General features: G+C 44.7%; 15 protein-coding genes. 13 read left to right on the plus strand and 2 right to left on the minus strand.

Annotated elements, in window-relative coordinates; all coding sequences use genetic code 11:
• Positions 1-62: 62 nt before the first annotated feature.
• Together ELQ35_RS08590 and ELQ35_RS08595 are read right to left on the minus strand one after the other, a co-directional pair.
• The gene (locus tag ELQ35_RS08590) at positions 63-212 is read right to left on the minus strand and encodes a YycC family protein (protein WP_126864408.1); all 150 of its coding nucleotides are present in this window, start codon (positions 210-212) and stop codon (positions 63-65) included.
• Positions 213-467: 255 nt separating this feature from the next.
• Positions 468-2186, minus strand: a complete 1719-nt coding sequence (locus tag ELQ35_RS08595; RefSeq protein ID WP_126864409.1) for an Rqc2 family fibronectin-binding protein — start codon at positions 2184-2186, stop codon at positions 468-470.
• A gap of 178 nt (positions 2187-2364) precedes the next feature.
• Here ELQ35_RS08595 and ELQ35_RS08600 point away from each other — a divergent pair, with 178 nt between their 5' ends.
• The 13 genes from ELQ35_RS08600 to rsgA all read left to right on the plus strand — a co-directional run bounded on the left by ELQ35_RS08600 (position 2365) and on the right by rsgA (position 17730).
• The gene (locus ELQ35_RS08600) at positions 2365-5043 is read left to right on the plus strand and encodes a calcium-translocating P-type ATPase, SERCA-type (RefSeq protein ID WP_126864410.1); all 2679 of its coding nucleotides are present in this window, start codon (positions 2365-2367) and stop codon (positions 5041-5043) included.
• A gap of 169 nt (positions 5044-5212) precedes the next feature.
• The gene (remA, locus tag ELQ35_RS08605; protein ID WP_126864411.1) at positions 5213-5476 is read left to right on the plus strand and encodes an extracellular matrix/biofilm regulator RemA; all 264 of its coding nucleotides are present in this window, start codon (positions 5213-5215) and stop codon (positions 5474-5476) included.
• Between the two features lie 9 nt (positions 5477-5485).
• The gene (gene gmk / locus ELQ35_RS08610) at positions 5486-6100 is read left to right on the plus strand and encodes a guanylate kinase (protein WP_126864412.1); all 615 of its coding nucleotides are present in this window, start codon (positions 5486-5488) and stop codon (positions 6098-6100) included.
• Position 6101: 1 nt separating this feature from the next.
• The gene (gene rpoZ / locus ELQ35_RS08615; RefSeq protein WP_126864413.1) at positions 6102-6308 is read left to right on the plus strand and encodes a DNA-directed RNA polymerase subunit omega; all 207 of its coding nucleotides are present in this window, start codon (positions 6102-6104) and stop codon (positions 6306-6308) included.
• A gap of 202 nt (positions 6309-6510) precedes the next feature.
• Positions 6511-7716 (plus strand): bifunctional phosphopantothenoylcysteine decarboxylase/phosphopantothenate--cysteine ligase CoaBC, encoded by a 1206-nt coding sequence (gene coaBC / locus ELQ35_RS08620; protein ID WP_126864414.1) that lies wholly within the window; start codon positions 6511-6513, stop codon positions 7714-7716.
• An 8-nt stretch (positions 7717-7724) separates the two neighbouring features.
• Positions 7725-10136: a primosomal protein N' gene (gene priA / locus ELQ35_RS08625; RefSeq protein ID WP_126864641.1), complete on the plus strand. Its 2412-nt coding sequence runs from the start codon at positions 7725-7727 to the stop codon at positions 10134-10136.
• Between the two features lie 70 nt (positions 10137-10206).
• The gene (gene def / locus ELQ35_RS08630) at positions 10207-10692 is read left to right on the plus strand and encodes a peptide deformylase (protein WP_126864415.1); all 486 of its coding nucleotides are present in this window, start codon (positions 10207-10209) and stop codon (positions 10690-10692) included.
• Positions 10689-11648 (plus strand): methionyl-tRNA formyltransferase, encoded by a 960-nt coding sequence (gene fmt, locus ELQ35_RS08635; protein WP_126864416.1) that lies wholly within the window; start codon positions 10689-10691, stop codon positions 11646-11648. Before def ends, fmt begins: the two co-directional genes overlap by 4 nt.
• The gene (rsmB, locus tag ELQ35_RS08640; protein WP_126864417.1) at positions 11635-12984 is read left to right on the plus strand and encodes a 16S rRNA (cytosine(967)-C(5))-methyltransferase RsmB; all 1350 of its coding nucleotides are present in this window, start codon (positions 11635-11637) and stop codon (positions 12982-12984) included. Before fmt ends, rsmB begins: the two co-directional genes overlap by 14 nt.
• Positions 12984-14075, plus strand: coding sequence for a dual-specificity RNA methyltransferase RlmN (gene rlmN, locus ELQ35_RS08645; RefSeq protein WP_126864418.1), 1092 nt, complete (start codon positions 12984-12986; stop codon positions 14073-14075). The genes rsmB and rlmN overlap by 1 nt, the downstream gene beginning before the upstream one ends.
• 5 nt (positions 14076-14080) lie before the next feature.
• The gene (locus tag ELQ35_RS08650; protein ID WP_126864419.1) at positions 14081-14830 is read left to right on the plus strand and encodes a Stp1/IreP family PP2C-type Ser/Thr phosphatase; all 750 of its coding nucleotides are present in this window, start codon (positions 14081-14083) and stop codon (positions 14828-14830) included.
• Positions 14831-14835: 5 nt separating this feature from the next.
• Positions 14836-16824, plus strand: coding sequence for a Stk1 family PASTA domain-containing Ser/Thr kinase (gene pknB / locus ELQ35_RS08655; protein WP_126864420.1), 1989 nt, complete (start codon positions 14836-14838; stop codon positions 16822-16824).
• A gap of 24 nt (positions 16825-16848) precedes the next feature.
• Positions 16849-17730 (plus strand): ribosome small subunit-dependent GTPase A, encoded by an 882-nt coding sequence (gene rsgA / locus ELQ35_RS08660; protein ID WP_126864421.1) that lies wholly within the window; start codon positions 16849-16851, stop codon positions 17728-17730.
• Positions 17731-17732 lie beyond the last annotated feature (2 nt).

The raw sequence follows: 17732 nt of genomic DNA on the forward strand, positions 1-17732 counted from the left end.
TTACTAATAAGGCCTTCAGCTTTGCAGAGAAAGGGTATTTTTCTCTGCAAGCTTTGTTTTTCTTATGGATTTTCCTGTCCTTTCTTCTTTTCTATCTCTGCCAATTTAGCGAGCAAAATATGCTGAGGCATATGCAAGATTTGTTCAAGCGGCATATTTAATGATTTTGAAATTTTTAATGCGGTTTCTGCTGATATTTGTAACGGGCGCATATTTATCTCCTTTAATTCCGTATGTTTTCAAGCATTTATATAACTTATATTACACGTTTAAACCTGATTGACCTTATAATACGAAAGAATCCACTCTTTGGCTTTGCGGCATAAGGTGGATTCTTTCAGTCTTTGGCTGTTCCCTTTTGAAGAGAACCGTCTATTGCATCGACCGTTCGTGTTCCAGCACACATGGTCTTTTTTAATATATGTTATTTTCGATATTTCACCGGGTCAAATTCAATCAATGTTTGCTTAGCCTTTTCGTTCCTTCATCCTGATCACCTGATCGGCATCAGGTGTCACATAGATTGTTTGCTGGTTATCGTAGATCACAAATCCCGGTTTCGCCCCATTTGGTTTTTTGACGTGGCGCACTTTTGTAAAATCGACAGGAACCGAGCCGGAATTTTTCGCTTTGCTGAAATAGGAGGCGAGGATGGCCGCTTCTTTTATTGTTTCATCGTCCGGGTGTTCATTCCGGATGACGACATGCGAGCCGGGGATATCTTTCGTATGCAGCCATATTTCATCTCTTCTCGCAAATTTATTGGTTAAATAATCATTTTGCTTATTGTTTTTGCCAACAAAGATCTCGTCGCCAGCAGAAGAAAAGTAGCTTTCAAGCTGCGGCTTGGCATGTGCCGGTTTTTTCATGCCTTTACGCTGCTTTTGCTTTAAATAGCCTTCTTCCTGCAGCTCTTCGCGAATTTCCTCAATATCCCGCGGGGATGCGGACTGGAGCTGCTGCAGCAGGGTATCGAAATAAGCGGCCTCCGCTTTGGCCAGGTTGATCTGTTCCTGGACAACCCCGATCGCATTTTTCGCTTTTTGATAGCGCGAAAAGTATTTTTGAGCATTAGCGGACGGCGTTTTCAGCGGATCAAGCGTTATTGTCACCATCCTGCCATCTTCCTCATAATAATTATTTACTTCAATCTCCTTCAGGCCTTTTTTCATCTGGTGCAGATTAGCAGTCAAAAGCTCACCGAATAACTGGTATTGCTCGCCCCGTTCACTTTCCTTGAGCGTATTTTCCAGCTTTACAATTTTCTTTTCATTTTTATGGATTTCATTTGAAATAAACCGTTCCAGGTCGTTCCCCTGCTGTTTCACCCGGTCCCGTTCCGCTTTTCCAAAATAAAAACGGTCGAGCAATTCACTTAATGTTGAAAATGGGCGGCTTTCACCTTGCAAATGCTGCAAGGGAATCATATAGAAAGCTTCTTTCTTCCCGGTATCGACAAGTGTGGGTGAGTATACCTGTTTGACAAGCCTGTCTAAAAGGCTAAGAAAAGCCGTGGGCAAAGTCGCACGATTGGCAAGACCTGCTTGATAGACAACTTCATTTGCAAAGAGTGGGGAAACACCTGAAAAATGATCTACAAGCTGCTTATTTAGCTTTCCAGCATTAAAATCCAGTTTGCGCTGGATTTCCTCTCCTGACATGGTGAATGGATTGACCTTTTCCTGGGCGGGAGGAGCCTTGTAAACGTGTCCAGGCAGTACAGCGCGATAGCTATTGACAGCATAAGAGACATGCTTGACGCTGTCCAGGATCATATTTTTTTCTTTATCTACTAAGATAATATTGCTGTGCCGGCCCATAATCTCAACGATCAACCGCTTCTGCGAGACATCGCCGAGCTCGTTTCTTCCCTTTACTTCAAAAATAATCACCCGATCCAATCCCGGTTGATAAATATCTTCTATTGCATATCCTTCAAGATACTTTCGCAAGAGCATGCAGAACATTGGCGGTTCTTTCGGATTGTCATAGCTTTCCTGTGATATCTGTACTCTAGCATAGCTTGCGTGAGCAGATAGCAGCAATTTATGATTTTTACCACCTGAACGAATGACAAGAATAATTTCATTTTTATAAGGCTGATGAATTTTACTGATACGTCCGCCTTTTAACAGGCCCGACAGTTCTTCGGTCATTGCTTTTGTAAATAAACCATCAAAAGACATGTGGATAACTTCCTTTTCGCTGAATTCTTTATAAGCGTTGCCCACGGAATTTTTGTATAAGCTCTTCCCATGTAGCATCCCAATAAAGTATAGCATTTTTTTGGACGAGTCTGAATAAGCATGAAAGGAGAGAAAAATTCATGGTTGTATTCTATGCGCGAGGGATGTGTGATACTTAATGAAGTTCAGTGAAATGGATACGCAAGATATTGAAGCAGCCCTTCAAACCAGTATTGAAGAAGGATTAAGGGAGGATGAGGCTAGAAAAAGGCAGCAAAAGCAAGGGTATAATGAGCTTCAAGAAGTCGAAAAACAATCGGCCCTCTTGCTGTTTTTCGCTCAATTTAAAGATTTTATGGTGCTGGTGCTGCTTGCCGCTACTTTGATTTCGGGATTGCTCGGGGAATACATCGATGCAATTGCGATTATAGCGATTATATTACTAAATGGATTCTTAGGTTTTTTTCAGGAACGAAAGGCGGAAAAGTCGCTTGATGCCTTGAAAGAAATGGCTGCACCGCAAGTATATGCCTTGCGGGACGGGGAGTGGACAAAGACTCCTTCACGGGAAGTGGTTGCTGGAGATGTATTGAAGTTTTCAAGCGGCGACCGGATTGGTGCGGATATGAGAATTATCGAGGCGGTCAGCCTCGAAATCGAAGAATCCGCACTGACAGGTGAATCGGTTCCGGCAGTGAAGTTTTCTGATCCATTAAAAAATGCCGTAGACAGTCTTGGTGACCAGGAAAACATGGCTTTTATGGGAACAATGGTAACGAGGGGAAGCGGTGTTGGCATTGTCACGGCAACAGGCATGGAGACGGCGATGGGCAAGATTGCTGATTTGCTTCAATCTGCCGAAACGATGGCAACCCCGTTGCAAAGGCGCCTTGAACAGCTGGGCAAAATTCTGATCACGACAGCATTATTGCTGACGCTTCTTGTCGTCATTATCGGGGTGATTCAAGGGAATGATCTATATACGATGGTTTTGGCAGGTGTCTCGCTTGCAGTGGCAGCGATCCCTGAAGGATTGCCGGCGATCGTGACAGTCGCGCTTTCTCTCGGTGTGCAGCGGATGATTAAGCAGAAGTCGATTGTCCGGAAGCTTCCAGCTGTCGAAACACTTGGCTGCGCTTCTGTGATTTGTTCGGATAAAACCGGGACGATGACCCAGAACAAAATGACGGTTACCAATCTTTGGAGCGGGGGGAAGATGTGGAATGTGAGCGGTACTGGCTATGAACCAAGCGGAAATTTCACAGATGAAGGCGCTGCGGTGAATCCCCGGCAGGAAAAAGCCCTCCATCAGCTTTTGACGTTCGGCCTGCTTTGCAATAAATCCGACCTTTTGACGAAAGATGAACAATATGTTTTGGATGGGGATCCGACAGAAGGAGCGTTATTGGTCGCTGCGATGAAAGCTGGCCTAACTCGCGATGTATTGGCACAGAAATTTACACTTATAAAAGAATTTCCGTTTGACTCGACACGCAAGATGATGAGCGTCGTGGTCCAGGATGAGAACGGTAAACAGTTTGTTGTATCAAAAGGGGCACCGGATGTGCTGATTTCACAATGCAGTTCGATTTTATGGGATGAAAAGCTTCAACAGCTAACCCGTGACTTGAAAAAATCGGTACAGACCGCGATCGATGGCCTTGCGGCACAGGCCCTGCGTACGATCGCAGTCGGTTTTAAACCGGTTGGTCCGGGGACCGTGCTGCTGCATGAAGGAGAAGCAGAAAAAGAATTGACCTTCATGGGACTGCATGGGATCATTGATCCACCGCGGCCCGAAGTTGCAGGTGCGGTCAAAGAGTGCAGGGAGGCCGGTATTAAAACGGTGATGATTACCGGTGACCATGTAACCACTGCAAAAGCAATTGCCAAACAACTGGGCATTTTAAGAGGGAAGGATCGGGTGCTTGATGGGAAGGCTTTATCGGATATGTCCGTCGGCGAGCTCGAAAACGTCGTGGATGACGTCACCGTTTTTGCCCGTGTTTCCCCTGAGCATAAATTAAAAATTGTCAAAGCATTGCAAAATAAAGGACATGTAGTCGCAATGACCGGTGACGGGGTGAACGATGCACCAGCGATAAAATCGGCCGATATCGGAATTTCGATGGGGATTACCGGAACTGATGTTGCCAAGGAAGCTTCTTCGCTCATCCTGCTCGACGATAATTTTACGACGATCAAATCGGCGATTAAAGAAGGAAGGAACATCTATGAAAATATCCGTAAGTTCATCCGCTATTTGCTGGCATCGAATGTCGGCGAAATTCTTGTCATGTTTTTCGCGATGATTTTTGCCTTGCCGCTGCCGCTCATTCCCATCCAGATCTTGTGGGTGAACCTTGTTACAGATGGTTTGCCGGCGATGGCACTGGGTCTTGATAAGCCGGAGGACGATGTGATGAAAAGGGGGCCCCGCAGTCCAAAAGAAGGGGTATTTGCCCGGGGACTTGGCTGGAAAATTATTTCGCGCGGATTTTTAATCGGGCTTACCACGCTGATTGCTTTCGTGGTCGTTTATCGAGCGAATCCGGATAACCTTCCATACGCACAGACGATTGCATTCGCCACACTGGTCTTAGCTCAGCTGATCCATGTCTTCGATTGCCGCAGTGAACAGTCGATATTCGCGCGGAATCCATTCGGGAATCAATATCTCGTTTGGGCGGTTATTTCTTCATTGTTATTGATGATTATTGCCTTATACTATCCGCCATTGCAGACCATCTTCCATACCGTAGCGATTCAGCCTAGAGATTGGCTGTTGGTCATAGGTATGGCGTCCATTCCAACTTTTTTACTGGCAGGGTCATTTTTGGTAAGTAAATCAAAATAGTTTATGATATAATTCAAATGGTAGTAGAGGCTCCTCTATTACCTTTTTATTTTTACGGGTATTATCAAGAGTTTACTTGAAAAAAATGAAAAAACAGGTTCAAAATATCGTGCAGCTTGTTTATGGTACTTGTATCGAGGCCACAATAGAATATGACTGGGGGACAAACATGTCTATCAAGCTCATTAATATCGGTTTTGGGAACATTGTTTCCGCAAACCGGATTATATCGATTGTGAGTCCGGAATCGGCTCCAATAAAAAGGATTATCCAGGACGCGCGTGAACGTGGCTCCTTAATAGATGCTACATACGGAAGAAGAACGCGGGCTGTTATCATTACGGACAGCGACCATGTCATTCTATCTGCCGTTCAGCCGGAAACTGTGGCAGCCCGCCTGCATGACCGGGATGACAGCATGGAAGAGGGGTAAAAAAAATATATGAGAGAAAAAGGGCTACTAATCGTACTATCCGGCCCGTCCGGGGTGGGCAAAGGAACGGTCAGAAAAGAAATTTTCTCCCAGCCTGATACTGCTTTTGAATACTCGATTTCGATGACAACCCGCAAGCCGCGGAAAGGGGAAATAGATGGAATCGATTACTTCTTTAAAACCCGGGACGAGTTCGAGGCTTTGATTGGGCAAGGCAAATTGCTGGAATATGCTGAATTTGTCGGGAATTATTATGGAACTCCTGTTGATTATGTCAGGGAAACGCTCGATGCCGGCAAAGATGTCTTTCTCGAAATTGAAGTTCAAGGAGCGAGACAGGTCCGTGATAAATTTCCTGAGGGGCTTTTCATCTTTCTTGCGCCGCCGAGCCTTTCCGAACTGCAGAGCCGCATCATCACACGCGGTACGGAAACAGAGGAAGTCATCCAGAGAAGAATGCAGACTGCCAGGGAAGAAATTGAATTAATGGATTTATACGATTATGTCGTTGAAAATGATACAGTAGAAGCGGCGTGCAACAGGATAAACGCAATTGTTGTGGCTGAGCACTGCCGCAGAGAAAGAGTTTCAATCCGATATAAAAAAATGCTGGAGGCTGAATAGTATGTTATACCCTTCTATTGATTCATTGCTGGAAAAAATTGATTCTAAATATTCGCTTGTGTCCGTCGCTGCCAAACGCGCACGCCAAATGCAGCTAAAAGATGATACGAAGATTGAAAAACCGGTATCACACAAGTCGGTTGGCCGTGCACTTGAGGAAATCCACTCAGGAAAGCTGACCTACAAAAATCAATACGAGGAAAAATAAGCGGGACACTTGATGCTTGCTATCTGGGTCGGACGCCTTCCAATACACATCCTTTCAGCGAATCAATTCTTTTGCCTGAAAACGTGTTAGGGGGTTCCGGCCCTTCGTATTTATGCCCACGTTCCTTTATTGCAAGGCGCTTGCGCTTTTCGTATAATCCTTCATAATAAAGACAAAAGACGTTTAAGTTGGGGGAAACAGCATGCTCACAGACAAAAAGATTCTTCTATGTGTAACCGGCGGTATCGCCGTATACAAAGCGGCCGCTTTAACGAGCAAACTCACCCAGGCAGGTGCTGATGTCAAGGTGATTATGAGCGCGTCTGCCTGTGAATTTGTCACGCCGCTGACCTTTCAGGCCCTTTCGAGACACGATGTATATACAGATACATTTGACGAAAAGAACTCTGAGGTCATTGCCCATATCGATCTTGCCGATTGGGCGGACCTTGTTTTAGTGGCACCGGCTACCGCAAATGTAATTGGAAAGCTCGCAAACGGCATTGCCGACGACATGATTACCACTACCATGCTCGCAGTCCATGCCCCTGTTTGGGTTGCACCGGCTATGAATGTAAATATGTATGCGCATCCTGCTGTCCGGAAAAATATTGAGACCCTCAGGTCTTACGGATATCAATTTATTGAGCCCTCTGAAGGATATCTTGCCTGTGGGTATGTTGGAAAAGGCCGATTAGAGGAACCTGAGGCAATTGTCGAACAGCTGAAGACCTTTTTTAATGTAAAAAAAACGCAGCCGCTTCAGGGGAAAAAGCTCCTGATCACGGCGGGACCAACCAGGGAGAACATCGACCCTGTCCGCTTCATTATGAACCGGTCAACGGGAAAGATGGGCTATGCCATCGCCGAACAGGCTGAAAAGATGGGTGCACAAGTCACGCTTGTCTCTGGACCTGTTTCGCTCGCTCCTCCTGCCAATGTGAACGTAATCGACGTTGAATCAGCAGCGGAAATGCATAAGGAAGTATTGAAGCATTTCACAGATGCGGATGCAGTCATTAAAACGGCGGCAGTTGCCGATTACACGCCAAAATTCCACCATGAACATAAAATGAAGAAGCAGCCTGGTGAAAGCAGCATCCCCCTTGTCGGAACAGCAGATATTCTGAAAGAGCTTGGCTCCAAAAAAGACAAGCAGATTCTTGTCGGTTTTGCGGCAGAAACTGAAAACGTGGAGCAATATGCCATTGGCAAGCTTCAAAAGAAAAACATAGACATGATCGTTGCAAACAATGTAGCTGCTGAAGGAGCCGGATTTGGCACCGATACAAATATTGTAACGCTTTTTAAGCGGGATGGCAGCAAGACCGAGCTGCCGAAAATGAGCAAGACCGATGTTGCAAAAAATATTTTAAGGGAAGTAAGCAGGATGCTGAAAAAGGAATGATGGAGATCATGAATATTGCATCTGTAATCGTAGATGTTCCAGCGAAACAAACGGACAGGGAATTTGACTATTCCATTCCTGATAAATGGATAAATGTCGTCAAGCCGGGAATGAGAGTAATTGTGCCGTTTGGACCAAGAATGGTCCAGGGCTTCGTTACAGGGCTGAAAAATGAAACAGAACTTAAAAAGCTCCGGGAAATCAAGGAAATTCTCGATTTGGAACCAGTCCTGAATGAGGAATTGCTAAGGCTAGGGAACTGGCTTACCGACGAGACGATGTGTTTCAGAATCACCGCGCTCCAAGCAATGCTGCCAGCTGCGCTGAAGGCAAAATATGAAAAGGTGCTGCGGATTCATGAAGGCAGGAAAGAACTCGTCGACGAAAGGGTACGGGCGGCTTTCCGGGACAGAAAGTTCATTTCGTGGAAGGATGTCCTGCAGGAAGACAATGCAGCCCTTTTTCAAAAGCAAGTCCAAAAAGGGAATCTCGAAGTTATATATTATGTCAAAGACAAGCTGAATAAAAAAACAGTCCGTTTCGTCGAACCGCTCTTAACAAGTGAAGAATTGGCCCAATATGCGGGCACTCTTGCTGCAAGTGCGAAAAAACAATATGAAGTGCTTCAATTTTTCATCGAAAATCCGGGTAAAATCCAGCTCCGCACTTTGCTTGAAGCAGTAAAGGCCTCGAACGGAACGATAAAAGCACTGGCCAAAAAGAATATATTGGCAGAAAGAGATGAAGAAATATACCGTGACCCTTATGAAAACAGGGTATTTGATAAGACATCCCCTTTCAAGCTGACAGAAGAGCAGTCAGCGGCCTTAAGGCCGATTCAAAAAAGTATAAAAGAAAATAGCCATGACGTTTTTTTATTATACGGTGTGACAGGGAGCGGGAAAACGGAAATCTATTTGCAGGCGATTGATGCAGTCATTAAAAAAGGCGAAGAAGCGATCATGCTTGTCCCGGAAATCTCGTTAACGCCGCAAACGGTCAAAAGATTCAAAGAAAGATTCGGCGAACAGGTCGCTGTGATGCACAGCGGCTTGTCCATAGGGGAAAAATATGATGAATGGCGCAAAATCCACCGTAAAGAAGTGAAAGTGGTAGTCGGCGCAAGATCTGCGATTTTTGCCCCTTTTGAAAACCTTGGGGTCATCATCATCGACGAAGAGCACGAATCAAGCTATAAACAGGAAGAAACTCCGCGTTATCATGCTCGGGATGTAGCGATACAGCGGGCAAATCAGCATAACTGCCCGGTTATCCTTGGAAGTGCGACACCGGCTTTAGAATCTTTTGCAAGGGCAAAAAAAGAGATCTATCAGCTTTTGACCTTAAGTAAAAGAATGAACAACAGCCAGCTTCCTCAGGTTGAGATCGTCGATATGAGGGAGGAACTGCGTGCGGGCAATCGTTCGATGTTCTCTGAAAATTTGTTTGCTAAGCTAAAGGACAGGCTGCAAAAAGGGGAACAAACCGTCCTGTTATTGAATAAGCGAGGACATTCATCTTTTGTGATGTGCCGAAGCTGCGGCCTGGTGATCAATTGCCCGAATTGTGATATATCATTAACATATCATCGTTTCAATGACTCCTTGAAATGCCATTATTGCGGTCATGAAGAAGATATACCCAAGACGTGCCCCGAATGCGGAAGCGATCATATTCGTTTCTTTGGGACCGGTACACAAAAAGTGGAGGAAGAGCTGGTCAAGATTCTTCCTGAAGCAAGGGTAATCCGGATGGATGTTGACACCACTAGCAGAAAAGGGTCGCACGAACGGCTGCTGAATCGTTTTCAGGAAGGCCATGCCGATATTCTGCTCGGCACCCAGATGATTGCCAAAGGCTTGGATTTCCCGAATATTACGCTTGTCGGCGTGCTTTCGGCTGATACGATGCTGCATCTTCCTGATTTTCGCTCATCGGAAAAAACATTCCAGCTTTTAACCCAAGTGAGCGGACGTGCAGGACGCCATAAATTGGCGGGGGAAGTGGTGATCCAAACCTATACCCCTGAACATTACAGCATCGAGCTTTCAGGCATGCAGGACTTTGATGCCTTTTATGAGCGGGAAATGCATATAAGAAGGCAAAGCCTTTATCCGCCTTATTACTATGTTGCCCTTATTAACATTTCCCATGAAGACTTAATGAAGACAGCAGCAACGACTGAAAAAATCGCAAAATATGTAAGCGCCGGACTAAGTCCGGAAGCAATGGTATTAGGGCCGGTTGCGTCACCGATCAGCCGGATCAAAAATAGATATCGTTACCAATGTTTGATAAAATACAAACGTGAGCCGCAATTAAAACAACTGCTGCGGACGCTTCTTGAGCACTATCAGCAGGAAACAGCGCAAAATCATTTGCAAATTTCCATCGATTTGAACCCGCAAATTATGATGTAAAAATATATAATGTTTTAGTTAGCTCCCTTTAATAGGCGCTTGCGCTTTTCGTGTAGGAGGATTAAGTATTTTGGCTATTTTACCGATTGTTTTGTTTCCGGATAAGATTTTGAAACAAAAATGTGCGAAAGTAACAAGTTTTGATAAAAATTTGGCTAAGCTGTTAAATAACATGCATGAAACGATGCTTGAGGCAGATGGGGTCGGTCTTGCTGCGCCGCAGATTGGCGTGAAAAAGCAGATTGCCGTTGTCGATATTGGTGAGGATGAGAATATCATCGAAATGATCAATCCTGAAATCCTCGAAAGTTCTGGGGAACAGACAGATGTGGAAGGCTGCCTTAGTTTCCCCGGCGTTTACGGGGAGGTCACCCGTCCGTATAAAGTGAGAATCCGTGCCCAGGATCGCAAAGGGGGAACCTTTGAACTTGAATCCGAGGATTTTCTTGCACGAGCGATCCAGCATGAAATAGACCATTTGAACGGTGTGTTATTCACAAGCAAAGTTTCGAAGTATTTGACCGAAGAAGAAGTAGAAGGGTATGAAGACCAATGACAAAAATAGTCTTTATGGGTACACCGGATTTTTCTGTTTCGGTGCTGCAACGAATCATTTCAGAGGGCTATGACGTGATCGGAGTGGTTACGCAGCCTGATAGACCGGTAGGGAGAAAAAAGGTATTGACTCCGCCGCCTGTAAAGGTCGAGGCTGTAAGGCATGGAATTCCGGTATACCAGCCTGAAAAAATAAAAGAAAAAAAAGAGATGGACAAGATTATTTCTTTACAGGCAGATTTGATTGTCACGGCTGCTTTCGGACAAATTCTTCCGAACGAACTGCTCGCTGCTCCCAAATTCGGCTGCATCAATGTCCACGCTTCCCTGCTGCCGGAGCTTCGCGGCGGAGCACCGATTCATTATTCGCTCTTGCAGGGGAAAGACAAAACAGGCATCACGATTATGTATATGGTTGAGAAACTGGATGCCGGCGATATATTGACACAGGTGGAAGTAACGATTGGGGAAGACGATAATGTGGGGACCCTGCATGACAAACTAAGTGAGGCCGGTTCCGATCTACTATCAGAAACGATTCCGAAGCTGTTAAATGGAGAGCTTGTGCCTGTTGAGCAAATTCACGAAGAAGCAACGTTTGCGCCCAATATTAAACGTGAACAGGAAAAAGTCGACTGGAAACGGAACGGCGAAGACATTTACAACCATGTCCGCGGCTTAAATCCGTGGCCCGTTTCTTACACATTGCTGAACGAAGATATCGTAAAAATATGGACAGTCAAAAAGTATATACAGGATAAAACCGGCGATCCCGGGGAAATACTGGCTGTCGAAGGGGACGGGCTTCTTGTCGCAACCGGCAATGAGACGTCGATTTTGATTACCGAGCTGCAGCCTTCGGGAAAGAAACGGATGAAAGCAACGGACTATTTGCACGGCGCGGGCTCTTTTATCCAGCCAGGTATGAAGTTAGGAGAAAGTAATGAAGCAAAATAAAAAGACCGTTCGGGAAATAGCACTCGATGTTCTTGAGTCGGTAGAGAAAAACCAGTCTTACAGTAACTTACTGTTGAATGCAATGATTCAGAAGCATCAATTAAAGGGATCGGACAGCGGTTTGCTGACCGAAATCACTTATGGTACGATCCAAAGAAAGATGACATTGGATTATTATTTGCAGCCCTATATTAAGAATCAGAAAAAAACGCTTCCCTGGGTGGTAAATCTTCTTCGTCTTTCCCTTTATCAAATGGTGTTTTTAGATAAAGTGCCAGACCATGCGATTCTTTTTGAAGCCGTCGAGATCGCTAAAAAGCGCGGGCATAAAGGAATTTCATCGATGGTCAATGGCGTATTGCGGAATATCCAGCGAAAAGGGGTTCCTTCCCTCGATGCAATCGAAGATGAAGTGGAGCGGCTTTCAATTGGAACCAGCCATCCTTTATGGCTGGTAGAAAGATGGATCGCACAATTCGGTTTTGAAAAAACAAAGCAAATGTGTGAAACCAATCTAACGGCTCCTTCGCAAACAGCCCGGGTGAACCTTAGAAAAATTTCACGTGATCAACTTGTCGGTGCGTTAACAGAAGAAGGCTACCAGGTTGAGAAAAGCATGGTGGTCCCCGAAGCGATTCACTGCTTCAGAGGGAATTTGGCCCACTCTGAAAGTTATCAATTAGGCTTTTTAACGATTCAGGATGAAAGCTCGATGCTTGTTGCACATGCAATAGCCGCCAGCGGCAACGATATGGTATTAGACTGTTGCGCCGCTCCCGGCGGCAAAACGACCCATATAGCGGAAGGCTTAACAACCGGACAGGTAACAGCCCTTGATCTTCATGAACATAAAGTAAAATTAATCAAGGAGCAAGCTGAGCGTCTTGGTTTACGAAATATTAAAACCCATGTTTCCGACAGCAGGAAGGTACAAGAAATTTTTCATAAAGAAGGCTTTGACCGGATCCTTATCGATGCCCCGTGCTCCGGACTCGGAGTGATGAGAAGAAAACCGGATGTGAAATATACCAAGTCGGAAGAAGATATCATAAGGCTCTCCAGTATACAGGAACAGCTTTTGGATGCCGCGGCGCCCCTTTTAAAAAAAGGGGAGACATTGATTTACAGTACTTGTACCGTTGATAAGCAAGAAAATGACCGCGTTGCCGCTTCATTCTTGGCAAAACATCTTGATTTTGAACCCGATGCTTCTTTGGGGTCGAGAATGCCTGATGAGGTTAAGCCATTCGTGCAGGAAAACGCAATCCAGGTGTTACCGCAATATTTTGGCAGTGATGGATTTTTCATCGCCAGCTTTAGGAAGAAGGTGCAATAATGGCAGAGATTACAGCAACAAAGAAAAACAAAGCAATAGCGCAGCAAAAGCCATCGATTTATTCACTTGAATTACATGAGTTAAAGCAATGGTTGACAGAAAATGGGGATAAAGCTTTCCGGGCGGACCAGGTTTTTAACTGGCTTTATAAAAAGCGGGTAACTAGCTTTGAAGATATGTCCAACCTGTCTAAATCATTACGTGATAAGTTAGAAAGTCAATTTACAATCACTACCTTGAAAACATTAATACAGCAAACATCAAAAGACGGAACGATGAAATTTTTATTTGAACTTCATGATGGGTTTTCCATCGAAACGGTTTTAATGCGCCATGAATATGGAAATTCCATCTGTGTAACCACCCAAGTGGGCTGCCGGATAGGCTGTACATTCTGTGCCTCAACTCTTGGCGGCTTAAAACGTAATTTAGAAGCAGGAGAAATCGTTGCCCAGGTCGTAAAAGTACAACAGGCACTTGATGAAACGGATGAAAGGGTCAGTTCGGTCGTCATAATGGGGATAGGGGAGCCTTTTGATAATTATGATGAAATGCTTTCATTCCTGAAAAACATCAATCACGAAAAAGGACTGAATATCGGCGCCCGCCATATTACCGTTTCCACAAGTGGAATCATCCCAAAAATCTATAAATTTGCCGATGAAAATTTGCAAATCAATTTTGCCGTGTCACTCCATGCTCCAACAACTGAATTGAGAAGCAAGCTTATGCCGATCAACCGGGCATACAAGCTTCCTGACCTAATTGAAGCCGTGAAATATTATACGAATAAAACCGGACGGCGCGTCAGCTTTGAATATGGGTTATTCGGCGGTGAAAATGATCAGGTGGAACATGCGGAGCAGCTTGCAGAGCTCATTAAAGATATCAAATGCCATGTTAACTTAATACCGGTTAACTACGTGCCTGAACGCAACTATGTAAGAACACCTCGTGAGCAAATCTTTGAATTTGAAAAAACGCTAAAAAACCACGGAATCAATGTAACAATTAGAAGGGAACAGGGTCATGACATTGATGCAGCATGCGGCCAGTTGCGTGCGAAGGAGCGTAAAGAAGAAACGAGGTGAGCCTATTGAAAGCAGTATTTAGAACAGACCGCGGGAAGATCCGCCAGCATAATGAGGATAATGGCGGGATATTTATCAATCCGGAAGGTGTCCGCTTTGCCGTTGTTGCAGATGGCATGGGCGGACACCGTGCCGGGGATGTCGCAAGCTCGATGACTGTTGAACATATACACAATACTTGGAATGAGACCGTATCGGTTAACACGCCGCAGGAGGCAGAAAGCTGGCTGAGGGAGAAAATCGAACACGTAAACAGGAAGATTTTCGAGCATTCCGAACAAAATTCTGAATACCAGGGCATGGGGACGACCATCGTCGCAGCGATTTGCACCGATAAATTCGCCACGATAGCCAATATCGGCGACAGCCGCTGTTACTTGAATAATGAAAGCGGATTTAAGCAGGTGACCGAAGACCATTCTTTGGTGAATGAGCTCGTCCGTTCCGGTCAAATCACCAGGGAGGACGCTGAACACCACCCGCGGAAAAATGTTTTAGTGCGTGCGTTAGGTACCGAAAAAAATGTGGATATGGATATATCGACCATCGTTTTTGAAGAAGGCGACGTGCTGCTTCTTTGCTCAGATGGCCTGTCTAATAAAGTATCAGAAAAAGAAATGGTCGAAATTATTACAGCGGAAACAAATTTGGAAGAAAAGGCGGATTCTTTCATTGAACTGGCAAATCTATATGGTGGTGAAGACAATATCACCCTTGTCCTTGTCCAATTTTATGACGAAAGTGAAAGCGGGTGAAGCCGATGTTAATTGGAAGAAGAATTAACGGCCGATACAAGCTTTTAGACATGGTAGGCGGCGGTGGTATGGCCAATGTTTATCTTGCGATGGACATGATTCTTGAGCGGGAGGTTGCATTGAAAATCCTTAGGATGGATTTTTCGAATGATGAGGAATTCATCAAGCGTTTCAATCGGGAAGCCCAGTCTGCAACCAGTCTTGCCCACTCGAATATTGTCAGCATTTATGATGTCGGGGAAGAAGACGATATCTATTATATTGTCATGGAATATGTGAAGGGACTGACCCTGAAACAATACATACAGAAGTACTATCCGATACCTGTTGAAAAAGCGCTCGATATTATGAAGCAAATAACCGATGCTATTTCGCATGCCCATCACAATGGGATTATTCACAGGGATATCAAGCCGCAGAATATTTTAATAGATGACAGCGGAAATGTGAAAATAACAGATTTTGGCATTGCGATGGCTCTAAGTGCGACAAACATCACACAGACAAACGCGGTGCTTGGGTCTGTCCATTATTTATCCCCGGAACAGGCGAGGGGAGGCATGGCCAATAAAAAATCAGACATTTACTCGCTCGGTATCGTGATGTTCGAGCTAATGACCGGACGGTTGCCCTTTTCTGGAGAATCTGCCGTATCAATAGCCCTAAAACATCTGCAAACGGAAACTCCATCCCCGAAACGATGGAATCCCGACATACCGCAGACTGTCGAAAATATTATTCTAAAAGCAACGGCAAAGGATTCGTTTTATCGATATGACAGTGTTGACGATATGCAGGATGATATCAGGACAGCTCTTGATCCTGAGAGAAATAACGAAAAACCGTTTGTCATTCCTGAAGATGCTGAAGCAACAAAAGCAATTCCAATCATTACGAACGATGATTCAATCTCAGGCATTGATGAAACAATCACACGCAGACCCTTGGACGAAGAAGATACACAGCAGGCGATAAAAACGAGTAAGAAGAAAAAAGATAAAAAGCAAAAATCTAAGGACGGCAAGAAAAAAAGCAGACTGCCTGCTATTTTGGTTTCTACCTTTTTATTATTAATCATTCTTGGAATTTTGGCGATTACCGTTTTCCCTAATGTGTTCGCTTCCAATGAAATCACCGTACCGGACGTGAAAGGCGAAGAATTGGATGATGCCATTTCACTGCTGGTGGAGGCAAAATTAAATCTGGGAGATACACTTGAACTCGAAGACGAGGAAATTGCAGAGGGAAAAGTAATCAAAACTGATCCTGAAAAAGGAGATGTAGTTAAAGAAGGGACAGAAATCAATATTTACCAGAGTATTGGCAAAGAGAAACTGGAAGTTACCGATTATACCGGTAGAAATATAGAAGATGTAAAACCGCTGCTGACAGGGATGGGATTCAAAGAGGTCATTGTTACAGAACAATTTGACAACAGCGGCAAGGGGACGATTCTTTCCCAGAATAACCCGACACCTGGCACTGATGTGGTTGTTTCAGAAACCGTTTTTGATGTCACTGTCAGCAAAGGCCCCGATAAAATCACCTTGAAGGATTTAACGAAATTCAACAAAGAAAGCCTGCAAGTCTACGCAAACGAAGTCGGGATTATCATCAGGGAAAAAGAGGAATACAATGATTCGATAAAAGAAGGCATGGTGATTTCCCAAATTCCCGGGGCCTATACGAGGATTGACAAAGGCAGCACGGTAGAAGCGGTGATATCGAAAGGGAAAGAGGAAATCCCTCCAAAAGTGGTAACAAAGGAGATCGTGATTGAATATGTTCCCGAGGTCCCGGAGAAGCCGCAGGAAATTCAGATTTTCATAGAGGATATGACTCGGGACATGACCGAGCCGATTGAAACATTAAATATAACGGAATCAACTAAAAAAACGCTGGAATTTACCGTTACCCATGATCGAAAAGCAGGCTTCAAGGTGATGCGCGATAACAATGTGATCATGGATGAAGTGGTTCCATATCCTGAGTGACTATAAAGTAGAAGGAGTGAAGCTATGCCTGAAGGCAAAATCATAAAAGCACTTAGCGGTTTTTACTACGTCCTTGACGGTGAACAAACAATCCAGTGCCGCGGCCGCGGCCTGTTTCGTAAAAACAAGGTAAACCCCCTTGTAGGTGACTATGTCGTCTATCAGGCTGAGAATCCGGCAGAGGGATATATTTTGGAAATTAAGGAACGCAAAAACGAGCTTGTCAGGCCGCCGATTGCGAATGTGGATCAGGCCATCCTTGTATTTTCAGCGGTTGAACCAGACTTTAGCTCAAACCTGCTTGACCGATTTTTAGTGCTGATCGAAGATAATGAAATCGAACCGGTCATCTGCATAAGCAAAATGGATATCGTCCCGGATTCGAAACGTCCCGGGTTAGAAGAATATGTGAAGGATTATGCAGCCATGGGGTACCCAATATTGACAACATCCTCGGTCACGACTGACGGGACCCTGCTGCTCATGCCCTATTTGCAGAATAAAACGAGCGTATTTGCCGGCCAATCAGGCGTCGGAAAATCTTCCTTGCTTAATGCGATCAATCCGGAGCTTGGATTAAAGACGAATGATATTTCCTCTCATCTTGGGAGAGGTAAGCATACGACAAGGCATGTAGAGCTAATCCATATCGGGGCAGGCCTTGTGGCAGATACTCCTGGCTTCAGTTCACTTGAGTTTTTGGAAATCGAAGCCGAGCGGCTCTCCTACTGCTTTCCGGACATATATAAAACAGGTGAGAAATGTAAATTCCGCGGCTGCCTTCACGATAAGGAACCGAAATGCGCCGTGAAAAAAGCAGTAGAGACGAGTGAAATCAGGCCATACCGTTATGAACATTACCTGCAGTTTCTAGAGGAAATCAAAGAGAGAAAGCCGAGGTATTAATT

Origin of the sequence: Peribacillus cavernae, assembly GCF_003989135.1 — a bacterium.
Taxonomy (GTDB): Bacteria; Bacillota; Bacilli; order Bacillales; family DSM-1321; genus Peribacillus; species Peribacillus cavernae.